Origin of the sequence: Staphylococcus casei, from assembly GCF_030294405.1 — a bacterium.
GTDB classification, from domain to species: domain Bacteria; phylum Bacillota; class Bacilli; order Staphylococcales; family Staphylococcaceae; genus Staphylococcus; species Staphylococcus succinus.
Map to the genome: position 1 here is coordinate 764,592 of NZ_CP125718.1, position 17,472 is coordinate 782,063.

Sequence of the window (17,472 nt, forward strand, 5' to 3'; positions counted from 1 at the left end):
CTCCGAATATAGTTAGCTTTGCTAACTTAATTTGTAACAAATATTATTGTAATCCTTTTTCAGTAATAAAGCAATAGGCGATTACGAAGAAAGGGGGATGGGTAAATAATAGACAACGTAAAATTTTTAAATAAGATTATTTAACAAGGACTCATCCTTATTTCTAAAAGCGGTTGAAACAGGTAATACATTGTGCAGTTTGGTAATATGGAACTGTAAACAAACGTTAAGGGGCCACTTACTATGCAAAACTTAAAATTAGATCATATTATCCATTATGTTCATCAATTAAATGACTTTAAATATCCAGGGCATTTATTCACTTTACACCAAGGGGGACAACATGTAAGATTAGGTACTTTTAATCGATTAGCTTACCTAAACAATGCCTATATTGAACTATTAGATGTGTTTAAGCCTGAGATATTACAAAAAGTTATAAAGTCTGATGAAGGGCGCGTTTCTTTTCCGTCAAAAATAGTACAAGATCATTATAAACAAGGGTTAAAGACGTTAGCATTTCGTACTCAAGATATGGAACAGTTGAAGAAGGATTTAGAAAACCGAAATATAGAAGTGATTGGGCCAGTACACATGCACAGAGAGAATAAAAAGGGCGATAAAACATCTTGGAAATTATTGTATATTGCTGATCCAGATTATAGAGTTAAACCTCCCTTTTTCATACAGTGGAATGAACGTGAAGAAGTGAGGAATAAAAAAATAGCGCCTTTCCAACAAAAAGAATTTAGTGTGAAAGGCATTGAATTATATAGTACAGAACGTGCACATACTGTAAAGAAATGGCAAGAATGGTTTGATATGACAATCATTAGCGAATCAGCAACAGAGACAACATTAAAATTAAAAGCTGATGATATAGTATATCGTATATTGGATGGAGAGTATTCTGGCTATAAATCTATTGTAATCAAAGATACGTTAACAACCTCACCTTATACGCTCATCATAAGAGGTGTAAGTTATCGTTTTGAAGCTGATTAATAGATATAAACATAAGCGCTATGTGCAATGATAAAAATGTGTATCAAAGAAATAATTAATGTTAAAATAGTTAAATAAGTTGAGAATTTATTCGTGCGCAATAATAATAGGTATATTGTTAGAATAAAAGTTAATGCCGCAAACAAAATCCTTAAACTAAGATATGAAATGGTAAGGGTTTGGCCTAAAGAATGAATCACAAAGATAACGTTTATAATTAATAGTAGACTAAGAATAAAAATGCGCATATTAAATACCTCTTTTTTTACTTTTATTATAGTATAGCAAATCAATGGTTTATATGTGAAAGAATGAGTGAAGCAATGTATAATATTAATGTACTGTAAGATAAAGGAGATATCAGTTTTATGGAAAAGATGAATATCACAAATCAAGAACATGATGCATTTGTTAAAGCTCATCCTCAAGGTGATTTATTACAATTGACTAAATGGGCGGAAACTAAAAAACTAACTGGATGGTATTCAAAGCGTATTGCAGTTGGGGAAGCGGGAGAAATCGTTGGAGTGGCACAACTTTTATTTAAAAAAGTGCCTAAACTACCTTATACGCTATGTTATATATCTAGAGGTTTTGTTACTGATTATAGTAACAAACTTGCATTAGAATCACTTTTAGAATATGCGATGCAAATTGCTAAAGAAGAAAAAGCTTATGCAATCAAAATTGACCCTGATGTTGAAGTAGACAAAGGCGCGGATGCATTAACAAATCTACGAGCGCTAGGTTTCAAGCATAAAGGCTTTAAAGAAGGACTATCAAAAGATTACATTCAGCCAAGAATGACGATGATTACACCAATCGAAAAAGACGATGAAGCGTTGATTCAAAGCTTTGAAAGACGTAACCGTTCTAAAGTTAGATTGGCATTAAAACGTGGTACAACTATAGAGCGTTCTAATAGAGAAGGCTTAAAAACATTTGCAAACTTGATGCAAATCACGGGTGAACGAGATGGTTTCTTAACACGAGATATTAGCTATTTCCAAAATATATATGATGCGCTTCATCCAGACGGTGATGCAGAACTATTTTTAGTTAAGCTTCAACCTAAGCCAGTTTTAAATGACTTGAGACAAGATTTAGCAGATTTAGAACTTGAAAAAGCTAAATTAGCTGATAAAAAGCAAGATAAAAAGACGTTAAATAAAATTAATGATGCTGAACAAAAAATGAATAAAACTGCAGAACTTATAAAAGAAATGGAAGCATTAGAAGCTAAACATCCTGAAGGCATCTATTTATCTGGAGCGTTACTGACCTTTGCAGGTAATAAAGCATATTATTTATATGGTGCTTCATCCAATGAATATCGTGAGTTTTTACCGAATCACCATATGCAATTTGCTATGATGCAGTTTGCTAGAGAACATGGAGCGACAACATATGATTTTGGTGGCACAGATAATAATCCTGATAAAGATTCAGATCATTATGGATTATGGACGTTTAAAAAGGTTTGGGGCACTTACTTAAGTGAAAAAATTGGAGAATTTGATTATGTTTTAAACAAACCCCTCTATCAAATCATTGAAAACGTTAAGCCTAAGTTAACAAAAGCTAAAGTTAAAATTTCGCGCAAGTTAAAACGTAAATAATACATTAATAAATAAAAAACAACATTTTTCCTATTAAGTTTTTAATAGTATAACGCCTATGATCAAGACGGTAAGTGATTCAGACTTACTCATATTTATTGGTACATAGAATGAGTTACTAAAAAAGCGTAATAGGTTTTTTTGATGAAAAAAATAAGTATTATTAATATATTATATATTCTTTATTTTATTATTACTTTTTATAGAATTGTTAGAATATAGATATTTTAATAATTCAACTTATGGTAAATTGATTATATGATATGAAAGTGGGAGAGAGGAATGAGGGAATGATTAAAAAGTTATTGCAATTTTCATTGGGAAATAAATTTGCGATTTTCTTAATGGTGTTGCTTGTCATTTTAGGAGGGGTATATTCAAGCGCAAAAATGAAACTTGAACTATTACCAGATGTAGAACCCCCTATGATTAAAGTGCAAACAACGCTTCCGGGAGCGACGCCAGAAACAGTAAAAGAAGAAATAAGTGATAAGATAGATAATCAAGTGAGATCTATGGCTAATGTTAAAAGCGTTAGTGCACAATCTATTCAAAATGCATCTATTGTTTCTGTAGAATATGAAGAAGGCACGGATTTAGATAATGTTGAAAATGAATTAAAAAAAGAAATTGATAAAATCAAATTTAAAGAAGAAGTAGATGATCCCGAGTTAACTAGAAGTTCTATGAATGCGTTTCCTATTGTTGCATATTCATTTACGATGAAAGGCGATCATTTAAGAGATACTACGAGTAATCTTGAAAACCATTTACTTCCTAAACTCCAAATGATAAATGGTGTGCAAAATGCGCAACTTAATGGCCAAACAACAAGGCAAGCATCAATTCACTTTGATCAAGATAAACTTGAACAAACGGGAATGACTGCTGACGGCGTTCAACAATATTTGAAAAGTGCTACGAGCCAGACACCACTAGGGCTTTTCCAATTCGATAAAACAGAAAAATCTGTTGTTGTGGATGGGCAATTTACGTCTGTAAGTGCCTTAAAACAATTAAATATTCCAATTCAAGCAGCTGCAAGTGCTCAGTCACAAGGGGAAAGTGAAGTACAAGGTGCGCAAACGCCCTCTGTTCAAGGGCCAACTTCTAATAATAGTGGTAAAACTGTTAAATTAAGCGATATTGCTACAGTAACTATAGGAGATGAACGCGCATCAATATCTAAAACAAATGGAAAAGATGCAGTCAATGTACAAGTAATTAAAGCACAAGATGCCAATACAGTACAAGTTGCTAAAGATACCAAGAAAGAAATAGCACAGTTTGTAAAAGATAATCCTAATATGGTGGCCACTAAAGTTATGGATACGGCCAAACCTATTGAAGATTCAATTTATACAATGATAGAAAAAGCGGTTTTAGGAACCATTTTTGCAATCATCGTAATTTTATTGTTTTTAAGAAATATTAGAACAACTGCCATTTCAATCGTATCTATACCAATGTCGATACTTATAGCTATGATTGCATTGAAGTTGTGCAATGTATCATTAAATATTTTAACACTTGGCGCCTTAACCATTGCTATAGGTCGAGTTATTGACGACTCAATTGTAGTAGTAGAAAATATTTATAGACGATTATCACAAAAAGACGAAAGATTAACAGGAGACGCGTTAATAGTAAGTGCAACAAATGAAGTGTTTAAACCAATCATGTCATCAACAATTGTAACCATCATTGTGTTTTTACCTTTAGCTTTTGTAACAGGTTCAGTTGGTGAAATGTTTAGGCCTTTTGCTTTAGCGATTGCGTTTAGTCTGTTAGCTTCACTACTTGTCTCAATTACGATTGTACCTGCATTGAGTGCGACATTATTTAAGGGCGGTATTAAACAGCGTAAAGTAACATCATTAGGAAGAGTAGGTAGAAACTATAAAAGTATATTGAAATGGTCATTAAACCATAAGTGGTTTGTGATTATTGTGAGTACCTTGATTTTATTATTGAGTATTGGATTAGGCGCTGCTAAGTTAGGAACGAGCTTTATTTCCACAGGTTCAGATAAATATATGGCTTTGACCTATACGCCAGAACCAGGGGAAACAAAACAAAGCGTACTCAAGCATGCGAAAGAAATTCAAGGCTACTTAAATGATAAAAGTAAAGTGGAAACTGTGCAGTATTCTGTTGGTGGTGCGACGCCAACAGACCCTACGGGTAATTCTAAGAGTCTAGCGCTCATGGTGGAATATCAATCTGACACACCACACTTTGATGAAGAACCAGATAAAGTATTAAAACATATAAAACACTACAACCATCCAGGTGAATGGTCGAACCAAGACATGGGAACGGGTGGTAATAATAACGAATTGAAAGTGACAGTTAGTGGACCGTCACTAAATGCGATAAAAGGAACAGTAAATAAAATAGAAGATAATATGAAAGCTATAAAAGGGGTGGCAAATGTTAAATCTGATTTATCACAAACTTATGATCAATATAATATTAAAGTAGATCAAAACAAAGCCTCTAACTATGGATTATCAGCTTCACAGTTAGCTATGACTTTAAATCAAAATACACCAGAAGATAGTATAACTACTGTGAAAGAGCATGGTAAATCAATAAATGTAAAAATTAAAAAGGATCAAGAAACACATTGGACTCAAAACAAATTAGAGCAAACAGAATTAAACACGCCGACAGGTAATACTATCGTATTAAACGATATTGCGCATTTAGAAATGTCGACTACACCAAACAAAATAGACACGCAAGCAGGTGATTACGCAGCGACTGTTTCAGCAAAAGTAACAAATGATGATGTTGGTGGAACATCACAAAAAGTCATGACTAAAGTGAACAACATGGATAAACCAAGCAATGTAAAAACAAATATTGGTGGTGCAAATGAAGATATTACTAAGGCGATTACTCAGTTAGCAGTGGCAATGTTAGCAGCAATCATCATTGTTTACTTAGTACTCGTATTAACATTTAAAGGACCATTGGCGCCATTAACAATTCTATTCTCATTACCGTATACAATTATAGGTGTCGTTATAGCACTTATTCTTACAGGTGAAACGATTTCGGTACCAAGTATGATAGGTATGCTAATGTTAATAGGTATTGTCGTGACGAATGCAATTGTACTCATAGACAGAGTAATTAATCAGCAACAACAAGGTATGAATATGCAAGCAGCATTATTAGAAGCTGGTGCTACACGTATTAGACCGATTTTAATGACCGCACTAGCAACCATTGGTGCCTTATCCCCCATGCTATTTGGTGAAAGCAGTTCAATCATAATATCAAAAGGAATGGCAGCCACTGTTGTAGGTGGACTGATTTCCTCTACATTACTAACATTAATTGTGGTACCAGTGATTTATGAAATACTGTTTACTTTGAAAGATAAGTTGATAAATAGGAAAAAAGTATAAGTAAAAGTATAATGAAAAGCTTGGGTATTCATAAAATACCCAAGCTTTTTTGTGTAAATAAAAAGTACAGAAATAAATTGCTATTTCTGTACTGATACATATACTGTTTAATTTTAATATAACACTAAAGATAAAATAACGTATATTACAAATAATATAGCACTCATTATATTTAAAATTTTCACAGCTTTTTGATCTTTTTTACCGTATTTAAAAGCTGTTATTTCTACATTCCCAACTATGAGTATGAGTATAACAAATACCCACCAATTTAATGCAGGGAAGGATAACGTTGTAATAGCTACAACAAATAGTAAAAGCAGAGCCATGATTATACGTAAAATGCGAGTTATAATCGTATTCAATTTAAATATACTTATGTAACTGACAATTAAATATAATATGGGTAAAAAGATAAGATACAATTGCATTAAATGACATCCTTTCTATATTCGTTCTTAATCTTAGCATGTAAGTTTTTGCTTGACTAGGATGTTATTAGTGTTCTTTTTGACTAATTTCTGAACGTACTTTAGCAATTTCTTGTTCTATATCTTCAAGTTGGCGTAATAATGGGTCAACTTGCTGATTGACGGACTCTCTTTTTTCTAAGTCGCCTTGTAATCTTACGTAGTCATGTTTAAGTTCAGCTAATTTTTCATTTAAATCCATTATAGCGTACTCCTTTATCGATACAGTAAAAACTGTGTTATTTTAATAAAGTATAACACGAAATTGAACGCTTCTAAAATAGCGAAGAAATATGTTAATATATGAAAATAGAATGAAAACGAAAGAAGGATTATTGTGACACAACAATTTATCATAATTATTTTACTCATCGCATTAGGTTATGCACTTAAAAGAATTAATTATTTTAAGGCTAACGATAGTCAAGTCTTTTCAACGTTAGTTCTCAATGTCACACTTCCTTCTCTTGTGATAGTGAATTTAAATAAAGCGGATTTAGATGTATCCCTTTCTATATTGCCTATTATGATGATTTTATATGGCGTTCTAGCAAAGGTGATAGTAATTTGGTTATTTGTAAAATATGATAACCAAATCAGAGGAACAACGGGTATGATGATGGCTTCTTTGAACATAGGTTTATTTGCGTATCCACTTGTTGAAGCAATTTGGCCAAAAACTGGTATGATATATTTTGGTATGGCAGATATTGGTGGAGCGATTATTATGTTTGGTGTCACTTATTTTGTGGGAAGTTATTTTAGTAGTGCAGGGGATAGTTTTGATTTTAAATATTTAGGTAAAAATTTAATAAAATCAGTACCTTTAGTGACATATATTACAATGTTTATTTTAAATATGCTTAATATTCATTTTCCAGCACCAGTGATTGATTTCTTCTCTGTGTTATCTAGTGCAAATATGCCATTATCAATGATACTACTAGGATTAATGTTGAATTTCAGTATTGATAAAAGATTTTTACCTATTGCAATGAAATATTTAGCTATTCATTATGGGCTAGGTATTACGATAGGTTTACTTGTTCATTTCTTTTTACCTGTAGACAATCAAATGATTAAAACAACTTTACAAGTTGCATGGTTATTACCGGTAGGTGTAGCAATTATTCCATATTCTATTCAATTTAAATATAAAACATTACCACTTGTCGGCATGGTCACAAATTTAACGATAGTGATAAGTATTGTTATTTTGTATATCTACCAAGCATTGTTTGTATAGCATGACTTAATATTAATGATTAAAGTATAGTTAAAATGTAATTTTCGCAAATCCATGATGGTTAAATAAAACATAAAAAAGCGTTCCTGTTTAAGAACAGGAACGCTTTTTATAATATTAAGCAATAATATTATAGTTATTATCCTTTTCCACCCATAAATGCTGGATAGTTCGTCATACCACCATCAACATAGATTGTTGTACCGTGAATATAACTTGCTAAGTCTGATGCTAAGAATAAAGCAACATTTGAAACTTGATCAGCTTCGCCAATCTCTTTTGATGGAATCATTTCAATTGTTTCTGCGCGTGTAGCTGGATCAGAGAATTTTTCTCTTGTATGTTCAGTAACAATTGCCCCTGGTGAAATGTTATTGATGCGGATACCGTATTGAGCGTACTCCATTGACATTGTTTCCATCATTAATTTTAATCCGCCTTTACTTGCTGCGTAGTTTGCATAGTTAGGCCATGGAATTGTGTCATGAACACTTGAAGTATTAAGGATTACACCTTTTTTATCTTCTTTGAAAAATTGGTTAACTGCAGCTTTTGAACCAATAAAAGCACCAGTTAAATTAATATCAATGACTCTTTTCCATTCTTCTAAAGGCATTTCATGCGTAGGGATTGGTTTTTCAAATCCAGCATTGTTAATCATGATATCAAGTGTACCAAAATGATCTACAGCTGTTTGAACCAATCTATTTACGTCGTCTTCTACTGAAACGTCAGCTTGAACTTTAATAGCTTGGCCGCCAGCTTCTTCGATAAGTTGGATAGATTTATCTACATCTGCTACATGACCTTCAGAACGATAGTTCATGACTACTTTTGCTTTTGCTTGACCAAATGATTCTGCGAATGACTTACCAATACCACTTCCGGCACCTGTAATTACTACTACTTTTCCTTCTAAATCTGCAAACATTGTTTGACTCCTCCTTAAATATAAAACACATTAAACATCTCTTAAACTTAAAATTTGTCCCATAATACAATATCACTTTCATTAATTGAAAGCTATAATTAAGAATCGCACTTATCTATCCTTTAATATTACCTAAAAGGAAGGCAGCAACGATAATTAAAACAATACCTGCCCAAATGCCAACCATTTGACGCTTGTCTTTACGTTCACCCAATAGGAAGATACCACCAAGTGTAGAAACGATTACTAGTAATTGTGAAAATGAAAAGCTTGTTGCTACACCAACTTTTGGTTGTGAGTAGAACATAAATAAGTTACCGATACCCCAAACAACACCTGGAATTAAGTTCCATAATGTACTTTTCGCTGAAGTTTCGTGTTTCGCTGATAAGATTAAACCACCAATAGCCATACCAATAGATTGGAAGAATAAGGCGCTTGTACCATCTACTCCAAAAATTTGTGCGATAACTACATATACAACATAACCTACAGTAGAAATAAGTAAGATAGGCATCGCTTTACCAAAGTTCTTAGAACTTTCGCTCGCTTCATTCTTACCTTTCATTGAAGTCATAGTGATACCAATAACAAGTAAGACCATGGCAGTTAAGCCTAATGCAACTTGTGTACCAGTACTCCATTCTCCTAAGAAAACGGCACTAAATAATGTCGTTCCTACTAATTGTAATCCTGTAGAAATAGGCATTGTCTTAGATACACCTATTAAACTTACTGATTTCAATTGGTATCCTTGACCAAGCGCCCAGAAAGCACCTGAGATTAAACCAACAATGATAACGGTAAAGTCATCGAATTTGGCGTTACCAGTTAATAACAAGATCACACCAATAATTAATGCACCAAAAGTAGTCCCTCTAATTTGGTTATAAGGACCTCCTCCTACAAGAACATTAATTAATACTACACTACCCCAAAATAGTGCAGGTAACAGGGCAATTAATAAATCCATACAATTACTCACTCTTTCTCTATTTATTTTTACTTACTTCCTAAAAAACAATCCTAATGATTGCCTTTAATAAACCATTTTAAACCAAAATAAGAAGATAGTAAAAATAATTGTTTAATATTTGACATTTTTTTTTAATTATGTTGCATGAATTCTTACTATATCAGTGTTTTTGTGTATAATAAAAATTGCTTAATTGAATAAAAAAAGAATAGAAAATCATTGATTTTCCATTCTTTTTTAAAATTAACTTGTTAATTGCTAAATGTGACTTGCTACATATTTGAATTTTTTGTACTCGTAATTGATATTAAATCCAAGTTCATTAAAACGTTCTACTAATGTCGTGTTTTTACTACGTATCTTAAAATATATTTTGTTAATATCATATGTGCTAAACGCGAAATGTAACGCATGAGTAAGTAAATCAAAGGCTATACCCATCAATCTATAATCTGAATGAGAAGAAAAATACTTAATTTCTGCATTTTTTTTATGCTCATATACTTGGAGATAAACATAACCTTTAAGTAAACCTTCTGACATAAACACAAATAAATGGTTATTATCATCTAGAGAGTCTATAATTTCGTCAGCAGTCATAACATCATGTTTAAATGTATTCTCATGTAATTTACAAAAAGAGCGATAATAGGCTGGATGATAATTGGTGATATTTTGTGCATGTTCAATTTGCCCAACATCCTGAGTAGTAATTAGATGATAATCAGTGAAACTATAAGATGATTGGATGGCTTTCATAAATTGTAAAAAAGTTTGCTCTGTTTCTTCAAATGAAAAGTTGAAATTAGTAGTTTTAGGTTTACTTTGTGCCAGTGATTCGAATAGCGATTGAAATGCTGTCACGTTTGGAGCTACATCTGTTCTAAGGAATGGACCAACAACTTTGTATTTTTCTTCTTCATATTTAAAGGCTAATATCAACATGATAATTTGCTCTTGATCATCTACATGTGCGAATACACCAGGGTCAACGATGGCTTGTCGAATTTTGTCTTCAACCTCTTCATGTGCTTGTGGTAATTTGTATAAATAAGAAGCAGAGTGATAATCCGCATTACTTATAAAATCCACAATTTGATTATAGTCATTTAATTTGATAGTTTTCATAACATACCTCCGTCTGATGAACTATTAACTTAATTATATGAACTTTTTGCAATAAATGGAAGTTTTGATGTGCTATATACATGTTACAATAAATACCATATTGAATTTGAAAGGACGAAATTATGAAATCACTGATTATAGCAGAAAAACCTTCAGTAGGTCGTGATATTGCAAATACGTTGAATATCAATGAAAAGCGCAATGGCTATTTTGAAAATAATAAATACATTGTTACATGGGCGTTAGGGCATTTGGTTACGAATGCGACTCCGGAACAATATGATAATAATTATAAAGAATGGAAACTTAATGATTTACCTATTATACCAAACAAAATGAAAACAGTTGTTATTAGTAAGACTAAAAAACAATTTTCAACAGTACAAGCATTAATAAATAACAATAAAGTAAAGGATATTATTATTGCAACGGATGCTGGGAGAGAGGGAGAGCTTGTTGCACGCTTAATTTTAGACAAAGCACATAATAAGAAACCTATTCAGCGCTTATGGATTAGTTCAGTAACTAATAAAGCAATAAAAGACGGCTTTAATAAACTTAAAGATGGTAAGCAATTCAATAATTTATATTATGCAGCATTAGCGCGTAGTGAAGCAGATTGGATTGTAGGTATTAATGCGACACGTGCACTGACGACTAAATATGATGCACAACTTTCGCTGGGACGTGTTCAAACACCAACCATTCAACTAGTACAATTGAGACAAAATGAAATAAATCAGTTTCAACCTCAAACTTATTATACGATGAACTTAACTGCTGGAGGATTAACATTCCAAAGTATCAAGCCGCAATCAACTCACGAGAGAAAAGTTTTTGAAGATATTAAAAAGGCGATTGAAGGGCAAGAGGGTGTGATCCAATCTATTAATAAGAGTCACAAGAAATCATACCCACAGCAATTGTTTAATTTAACTGATTTACAGCAAGAAGCATATAAACGTTATCACCTTGGTCCAAAGGAAACATTAAATACATTACAGGCGCTATATGAGAGGCATAAAATTGTAACCTATCCACGTACAGATTCAAATTACTTAACTGACGATATGGTCGACACGCTAAAAGATAGACTGCGTGCGATAATGGCTACTTCATTAAAAGACATTGCCAAAACACAAATAAACCAATCATTTTCTGTGAAGCAAAGATTCATAAACAACAGTAAAGTTTCGGATCATCATGCTATTATTCCAACAGAAGTACGACCAGATATGAGTCAACTAAGTCAACGTGAAACAAAAGTATATATGATGATTGCACAAAGATATCTTGAAAATCTTATGCCTCCCCATGAATATGAAGCGATATCAATAGATTTAAAAGTGGGGGATAATATATTTGCGTTTAAAGATAAAGTAACTACTAAATTAGGATATAAAGCAATATTTGATCATCAAGATAAAGCAAATGAACATATTGCACATTTGGAAAAAGAAACCAAACTCAAAGTTAGTCGTGTAAACATTGAACAACATGAAACAACGCCACCCGCATACTTTAATGAAGGAACTTTACTGAAAGCGATGGAAAGCCCACAAAAATTCTTTAAATTAGATGATAAAAAACATAATGAAACGTTAAAAGAAACCGGCGGCATCGGTACTGTTGCGACAAGAGCAGATATCATCGAAAAATTATTTAATATGAATGCAATTGAGGCTCGTGATGGTAAAATCAAAGTAACATCAAAAGGAAAACAAATACTAGAATTGGCACCGCAAAAACTAACTTCTCCATTATTGACAGCAGAATGGGAAGAAAAATTATCGTTAATTGAAAAGGGACAATATAATCCCAAGCAGTTTATTGCTGAAATGAAGCAGTTTACAAACAATGTAGTTAATGAAATTAAAGAAAGTGAACAAAATTATAAACATGATAATTTAACGACCACTGAATGCCCAACATGTGGGAAATTTATGATTAAAGTGAAAACTAAAAATGGTCAAATGTTGGTTTGCCAAGATCCTACATGTAAAACTAAAAAAAATGTCCAACGAAAAACGAATGCACGTTGTCCAAACTGTCATAAAAAAATGACGCTTTTCGGCAGAGGGAAAGATGCAGTATATCGCTGTGTATGTGGCCACACAGAAACACAAGCACAAATGGATAAGCGTCATCAAAGTAAAAAAACAGGAAAAGTGAATAAAAAAGATATGAAGAAATATATGAATAACGATGAAGGGTTAGAAAACAATCCATTCCAAGATGCTTTAAAAGGCCTTAAATTCTAATTTTATCGAACAAAGAATTCTTGAAATATCACAAAGTTCGTGTTTGCTATTGTAAAATAGTGTGATTGGTATTAGAATATTAAGGTATTTTAAAAAAAGGAGAACTAACCGTGAAAAAGTATTTCAAGTTTGATAAACATGGAACAAACTATAAGAAAGAGATACTTGGTGGACTTACAACTTTCTTGTCTATGGCATATATTTTAGCTGTTAATCCACAAGTACTCAGTTTAGCAGGCGTAGATGGTGTATCTGACGACATGAAGATGGACCAAGGCGCTATATTTGTCGCTACAGCACTTGCAGCATTTGTAGGATCTTTATTTATGGGGCTGATTGCTAGATATCCAATCGCATTGGCGCCTGGAATGGGCTTAAATGCATTCTTTGCATTTACAGTCGTATTAACTATGGGTATACCATGGCAGGTTGGATTAACAGGGGTACTATTTTCAGGGGTAGTCTTTGCGATACTAACAATGACCGGATTGAGGGAAACCATTATAAATGCTATTCCCTATCAAATGAAAATGGCAGTTTCAGCAGGTATAGGACTCTTTATAACATTTGTAGGGTTGCAAAGCTCAGGTATTATTGTTAAAAATGACTCAACACTTGTTACATTAGGCCATATAACAGATGGTCCTGTATTACTAACAATTTTCGGTATTCTAGTTACTGTAATACTTTATGCTAGAAGAGTACCAGGTGCTATATTTATAGGTATGGTGTTAACATCAATACTCGGAATGATAACGGGGCTTATACATACGCCTAGTGGCATCGTAGGGAAGGTGCCAAGCATTGAACCAACATTTGGTGCAGCGTTTGATGCTTTTAAAGACCCTAGTCAACTATTTACAGTACAATTTTTAATCGTAATACTAACATTTTTATTTATTGATTTCTTCGATACTGCAGGTACACTGGTAGCTGTTGCATCACAAGCGGGAATCATGAAAGACAACAAATTACCAAGAGCAGGTCGAGCGTTATTTTCAGATTCATTAGCAACAATTGTTGGTGCAATCTTTGGTACAACGACGACAACATCATATATTGAATCAACGTCAGGTGTGGCAGTAGGAGCAAGAACAGGTTTTGCCAGTGTCGTCACTGGGTTCTGTTTCTTGTTAGCAATATTCTTTAGCCCATTGATGGAAATCGTAACGAGTGCAGTCACTACACCTGCATTAGTAGTAGTCGGTGTATTAATGGCTGCTAATTTTGCAGAAATTGATTGGAAGAAATTTGAAGTAGCAGTACCAGCATTTGTTACAATCATTATGATGCCTTTATCATACTCTATTGCAACGGGTATCGCATGTGGCTTTATATTCTATCCAATTACGATGCTGATTTCCAAAAGACATAAAGAAGTACATCCAATCATGTACGGACTTATGGTATTATTTATACTTTACTTCGTGTTTGTTCACGGATAAAAATAAAAAACACTGATCGAAGTCGCGATGACTCGGATCAGTGTTTTTTTATTAGTCTAGATATATTATAATGAAAAATAAAAACAACCATGAATTCATGAAAGTTGAATATAGTTAAAACATAACAAAACCAGTTTCTTCATTATATAGTGAAATTAAAAGGCGATATAATATAACCTGAAATGAATTGGCTAGAATGAACTCATTAAATACTTTTAATTCAAATGTAATTACAGAGCTATAGTAAGTTTGTGATGTAACAATTGAAACTGAGGCTATAATAAGTTCTGCATTATCAACTTGTTATATTATATATGATCTTTACGTCTGTCTTCTGTATAAACAACTTTAGCATGTTTGTTCGGAACATATAAAGGCGTAGAAAACAAAATAAGAATAAAGAACAACATTAAAAAGAATAAAACCCAATGGACTATCATCCCAATAACAGGAATAAACGCAATGAAGGATCCAATGATTCCTAATAGAGGAATAATCATCATTGGTTTAATGGAATTTTGTTTATCTACTATTAATATAATCATCGTAATTAAGTACAGTAGTGCATTAATTAATAGTGGTTGCCATCCAAAACTAAGAATTATACTTCCACCTAAGAAAGGAATACCATAAACAAATTCACCGATTAGCAAAACTATACTTAATATAATGAGTGTAGTACGAATACCACTTTTCATACCATATCACCACCTTATTTATCTATTATAGTACATCGAAAAGAAATTCTATAATAAAAAAATAGCAATATCACAAAGAAATTTGAGGAATATCTTAAAATAGGTTGAACTATAAAGTGAATTCAAGTACAATAACAAAGTATGTGTTAGACAAAAGTTAAAAAACTTTTAAAGAAAAGCTTGATAAATCACGTCTTTTCATGTAACATATCTAATGTTGGACTTTAAGAACACGCGATGAAGCGAAAGGTTACTGACACACCCGGCCGCTTTGCCATGGCGCTGTGTGAGATAGTTTTCGTGGAGAAGTCTATCACTTAAATGTAGACGAATAAGGAGGGAAAATTATGGCAAAACAAAAAATCAGAATCAGATTAAAAGCTTATGATCACAGAGTAATTGATCAATCAGCAGAAAAAATTGTTGAAACAGCGAAACGTTCTGGTGCAGATGTATCTGGACCAATTCCGTTACCGACTGAAAAATCAATTTACACGATTATCCGTGCCGTGCATAAGTACAAAGATTCACGTGAACAATTCGAACAACGTACACATAAACGCTTAATCGATATTGTTAACCCTACACCAAAAACAGTTGATGCTCTTATGGGCTTAAACTTACCATCAGGCGTAGACATCGAAATCAAATTATAATAGAAAAATTTAGGAGGTGGACTTTCGATGACCAAAGGAATCTTAGGAAGAAAAATCGGGATGACACAAGTTTTCGGAGAAAACGGTGATTTAATTCCAGTAACAGTAGTAGAAGCAAGCCAAAACGTTGTATTACAAAAGAAAACTGAAGAAGTTGACGGATACAACGCTATTCAAGTAGGCTACGAAGATAAAAAAGCTTACAAAAAAGATAGCAAAACAAACAAATACGCTAACAAACCAGCTGAAGGACATGCTAAAAAAGCTGGCACAGCACCTAAGCGCTTCATTCGTGAATTCAGAAACGTTAATGTTGATGAATACGAAGTAGGTCAAGAAGTCTCAGTTGATACATTTGAAGCCGGCGACGTAATTGATGTAACTGGCGTATCTAAAGGTAAAGGTTTCCAAGGTGCCATTAAACGTCATAATCAAGCACGTGGTCCAATGTCACATGGTTCTCATTTCCATAGAGCACCAGGTTCAATCGGTATGGCATCAGATGCTTCAAAAGTCTTTAAAGGACAAAAAATGCCTGGACGTATGGGTGGTAACACTGTTACAGTTCAAAACTTAGAAGTAGTTCAAACTGACGTAGAAAACAATGTTATTTTAGTAAAAGGTAATGTACCTGGACCTAAAAAAGGATTTTTAGAAATCTCATCATCAATCAAAGGTAATAAATAATATATAACGAAAGGAGGAAATGCATAATGGCTAATTATGATGTATTTAAAGTAGACGGATCTAAATCAGGTTCAGTTGAATTAAGCGATGCAGTATTTGCAATCGAACCAAACAACAACGTTCTTTTTGAAGCAATCACTTTACAACGTGCTTCATTACGCCAAGGTACACATGCTGTTAAGAATCGCTCAGCAGTACGTGGTGGTGGACGTAAACCATGGAGACAAAAAGGTACAGGACGTGCGCGTCAAGGTACAATCCGTGCTCCACAATGGCGTGGTGGTGGTGTCGTATTCGGACCAACACCAAGAAGCTACTCATACAAAATGCCTAAGAAAATGCGCCGTTTAGCATTACGCTCAGCATTATCATTCAAAGTACAAGAAAAAGGTTTAACTGTTGTTGATACATTAAACTTAGAAGCTCCAAAAACTAAAGAGTTCAAATCTGTACTTTCTAATTTAGAACAACCTAAAAAAGTATTAGTAGTTACAGAATCAGAAGATGTGAACGTTGCTTTATCAGCACGTAACATTCCTGGTGTACAAGTTACTACAGCTCAAGGTTTAAATGTTCTAGATATCACAAGCGCTGACAGTGTAATAATCACAGAATCAGCTGCTAAAAAAGTTGAGGAGGTGCTAGGATAATGGAAGCAAGAGACGTTCTTAAGCGCCCCGTAATCACTGAAAAATCTTCAGTCGCTATGGCTGAAGACAAATATACATTCGACGTTGATACTCGTGCTAACAAAACACAAGTTAAAATCGCTGTTGAAGAAATCTTTGACGTAAAAGTTGATAAAGTAAACATCATCAACTACAAACCAAAGAAAAAACGTATGGGCCGTTACCAAGGCTATACAAACAAAAGACGCGTAGCAATTGTTAAATTAAAAGAAGGATCAATCGATCTATTCAACTAAAATATT

Annotated in this window: 16 protein-coding genes; 10 read left to right on the plus strand and 6 right to left on the minus strand. The window is 33.1% G+C overall.

What is annotated here, in order from left to right; genetic code table 11:
• The first annotated feature begins 243 nt into the window (after positions 1 to 243).
• The 3 genes from QMO72_RS03420 to QMO72_RS03430 all read left to right on the plus strand — a co-directional run bounded on the left by QMO72_RS03420 (position 244) and on the right by QMO72_RS03430 (position 6,043).
• A complete protein-coding gene (locus QMO72_RS03420) occupies positions 244 to 1,005 on the plus strand; it encodes a VOC family protein (RefSeq protein WP_103266454.1) in 762 nt (253 codons plus the stop codon).
• Positions 1,006 to 1,373: 368 nt separating this feature from the next.
• On the plus strand, positions 1,374 to 2,624 hold the full coding sequence (locus QMO72_RS03425) for a lipid II:glycine glycyltransferase FemX (RefSeq protein WP_103266455.1): 1,251 nt from the start codon (positions 1,374 to 1,376) through the stop codon (positions 2,622 to 2,624).
• A gap of 290 nt (positions 2,625 to 2,914) precedes the next feature.
• The gene (locus QMO72_RS03430) at positions 2,915 to 6,043 is read left to right on the plus strand and encodes an efflux RND transporter permease subunit (RefSeq protein WP_103266456.1); all 3,129 of its coding nucleotides are present in this window, start codon (positions 2,915 to 2,917) and stop codon (positions 6,041 to 6,043) included.
• 113 nt (positions 6,044 to 6,156) lie between these two features.
• On the opposite strand, the gene mspA is transcribed toward QMO72_RS03430, so the two are convergent.
• Entirely contained in the window at positions 6,157 to 6,474 is a 318-nt protein-coding gene (mspA, locus tag QMO72_RS03435; RefSeq protein WP_103266457.1) for a membrane stabilizing protein MspA, read from the minus strand.
• Positions 6,475 to 6,541: 67 nt separating this feature from the next.
• Positions 6,542 to 6,715 (minus strand): SE1832 family protein, encoded by a 174-nt coding sequence (locus QMO72_RS03440; RefSeq protein WP_167693337.1) that lies wholly within the window; start codon positions 6,713 to 6,715, stop codon positions 6,542 to 6,544.
• A gap of 135 nt (positions 6,716 to 6,850) precedes the next feature.
• Here QMO72_RS03440 and QMO72_RS03445 point away from each other — a divergent pair, with 135 nt between their 5' ends.
• Entirely contained in the window at positions 6,851 to 7,759 is a 909-nt protein-coding gene (locus QMO72_RS03445; RefSeq protein WP_103266458.1) for an AEC family transporter, read from the plus strand.
• A gap of 139 nt (positions 7,760 to 7,898) precedes the next feature.
• Here the strand turns inward: QMO72_RS03445 and QMO72_RS03450 are convergent, their stop codons facing one another.
• The 3 genes from QMO72_RS03450 to QMO72_RS03460 form a co-directional block, all read right to left on the minus strand.
• Positions 7,899 to 8,690 (minus strand): glucose 1-dehydrogenase, encoded by a 792-nt coding sequence (locus QMO72_RS03450; protein ID WP_069822799.1) that lies wholly within the window; start codon positions 8,688 to 8,690, stop codon positions 7,899 to 7,901.
• A gap of 115 nt (positions 8,691 to 8,805) precedes the next feature.
• A complete protein-coding gene (locus tag QMO72_RS03455) occupies positions 8,806 to 9,663 on the minus strand; it encodes a RhaT/GlcU family sugar-proton symporter (protein ID WP_069822798.1) in 858 nt (285 codons plus the stop codon).
• A 261-nt stretch (positions 9,664 to 9,924) separates the two neighbouring features.
• Entirely contained in the window at positions 9,925 to 10,794 is an 870-nt protein-coding gene (locus QMO72_RS03460) for a GNAT family N-acetyltransferase (RefSeq protein ID WP_103266459.1), read from the minus strand.
• Positions 10,795 to 10,916: 122 nt separating this feature from the next.
• On the opposite strand from QMO72_RS03460, the gene QMO72_RS03465 reads away from it, so the two are divergent.
• Both QMO72_RS03465 and QMO72_RS03470 read left to right on the plus strand, forming a co-directional pair.
• A complete protein-coding gene (locus tag QMO72_RS03465) occupies positions 10,917 to 13,055 on the plus strand; it encodes a DNA topoisomerase III (protein WP_103266460.1) in 2,139 nt (712 codons plus the stop codon).
• 110 nt (positions 13,056 to 13,165) lie between these two features.
• Positions 13,166 to 14,500 (plus strand): NCS2 family permease, encoded by a 1,335-nt coding sequence (locus tag QMO72_RS03470; protein ID WP_103266461.1) that lies wholly within the window; start codon positions 13,166 to 13,168, stop codon positions 14,498 to 14,500.
• Between the two features lie 308 nt (positions 14,501 to 14,808).
• Here QMO72_RS03470 and QMO72_RS03475 read toward each other — a convergent pair whose 3' ends face one another.
• Complete coding sequence (locus tag QMO72_RS03475; protein WP_103266462.1) at positions 14,809 to 15,198, minus strand: hypothetical protein; 390 nt, start codon at positions 15,196 to 15,198, stop codon at positions 14,809 to 14,811.
• A gap of 347 nt (positions 15,199 to 15,545) precedes the next feature.
• On the opposite strand from QMO72_RS03475, the gene rpsJ reads away from it, so the two are divergent.
• From rpsJ to rplW, 4 genes are read left to right on the plus strand one after another with little or no spacing between them, the layout of a single operon-like run.
• Complete coding sequence (gene rpsJ, locus QMO72_RS03480; protein WP_069822793.1) at positions 15,546 to 15,854, plus strand: 30S ribosomal protein S10; 309 nt, start codon at positions 15,546 to 15,548, stop codon at positions 15,852 to 15,854.
• Positions 15,855 to 15,881: 27 nt separating this feature from the next.
• A complete protein-coding gene (gene rplC / locus QMO72_RS03485) occupies positions 15,882 to 16,541 on the plus strand; it encodes a 50S ribosomal protein L3 (RefSeq protein ID WP_069822792.1) in 660 nt (219 codons plus the stop codon).
• Positions 16,542 to 16,567: 26 nt separating this feature from the next.
• The gene (gene rplD, locus QMO72_RS03490) at positions 16,568 to 17,191 is read left to right on the plus strand and encodes a 50S ribosomal protein L4 (RefSeq protein ID WP_046835670.1); all 624 of its coding nucleotides are present in this window, start codon (positions 16,568 to 16,570) and stop codon (positions 17,189 to 17,191) included.
• Positions 17,191 to 17,466: a 50S ribosomal protein L23 gene (rplW, locus tag QMO72_RS03495; protein ID WP_042739083.1), complete on the plus strand. Its 276-nt coding sequence runs from the start codon at positions 17,191 to 17,193 to the stop codon at positions 17,464 to 17,466. The genes rplD and rplW overlap by 1 nt, the downstream gene beginning before the upstream one ends.
• The last annotated feature ends 6 nt before the right edge of the window (positions 17,467 to 17,472 follow it).

What these genes read in the sequence shown, in the direction of transcription:
- QMO72_RS03465 (WP_103266460.1), top strand. Translation starts at nt 10,917, where the DNA reads ATGAAATCACTGATTATAGCAGAAAAACCTTCAGTAGGTCGTGATATT.
- QMO72_RS03440 (WP_167693337.1), bottom strand. Translation starts at nt 6,715, where the DNA reads ATGGATTTAAATGAAAAATTAGCTGAACTTAAACATGACTACGTAAGA.
- rpsJ (WP_069822793.1), top strand. Translation starts at nt 15,546, where the DNA reads ATGGCAAAACAAAAAATCAGAATCAGATTAAAAGCTTATGATCACAGA.
- rplC (WP_069822792.1), top strand. Translation starts at nt 15,882, where the DNA reads ATGACCAAAGGAATCTTAGGAAGAAAAATCGGGATGACACAAGTTTTC.
- QMO72_RS03425 (WP_103266455.1), top strand. Translation starts at nt 1,374, where the DNA reads ATGGAAAAGATGAATATCACAAATCAAGAACATGATGCATTTGTTAAA.
- QMO72_RS03455 (WP_069822798.1), bottom strand. Translation starts at nt 9,663, where the DNA reads ATGGATTTATTAATTGCCCTGTTACCTGCACTATTTTGGGGTAGTGTA.
- rplW (WP_042739083.1), top strand. Translation starts at nt 17,191, where the DNA reads ATGGAAGCAAGAGACGTTCTTAAGCGCCCCGTAATCACTGAAAAATCT.
- QMO72_RS03475 (WP_103266462.1), bottom strand. Translation starts at nt 15,198, where the DNA reads ATGAAAAGTGGTATTCGTACTACACTCATTATATTAAGTATAGTTTTG.
- QMO72_RS03460 (WP_103266459.1), bottom strand. Translation starts at nt 10,794, where the DNA reads ATGAAAACTATCAAATTAAATGACTATAATCAAATTGTGGATTTTATA.
- QMO72_RS03450 (WP_069822799.1), bottom strand. Translation starts at nt 8,690, where the DNA reads ATGTTTGCAGATTTAGAAGGAAAAGTAGTAGTAATTACAGGTGCCGGA.
- QMO72_RS03430 (WP_103266456.1), top strand. Translation starts at nt 2,915, where the DNA reads ATGATTAAAAAGTTATTGCAATTTTCATTGGGAAATAAATTTGCGATT.
- mspA (WP_103266457.1), bottom strand. Translation starts at nt 6,474, where the DNA reads ATGCAATTGTATCTTATCTTTTTACCCATATTATATTTAATTGTCAGT.
- rplD (WP_046835670.1), top strand. Translation starts at nt 16,568, where the DNA reads ATGGCTAATTATGATGTATTTAAAGTAGACGGATCTAAATCAGGTTCA.
- QMO72_RS03420 (WP_103266454.1), top strand. Translation starts at nt 244, where the DNA reads ATGCAAAACTTAAAATTAGATCATATTATCCATTATGTTCATCAATTA.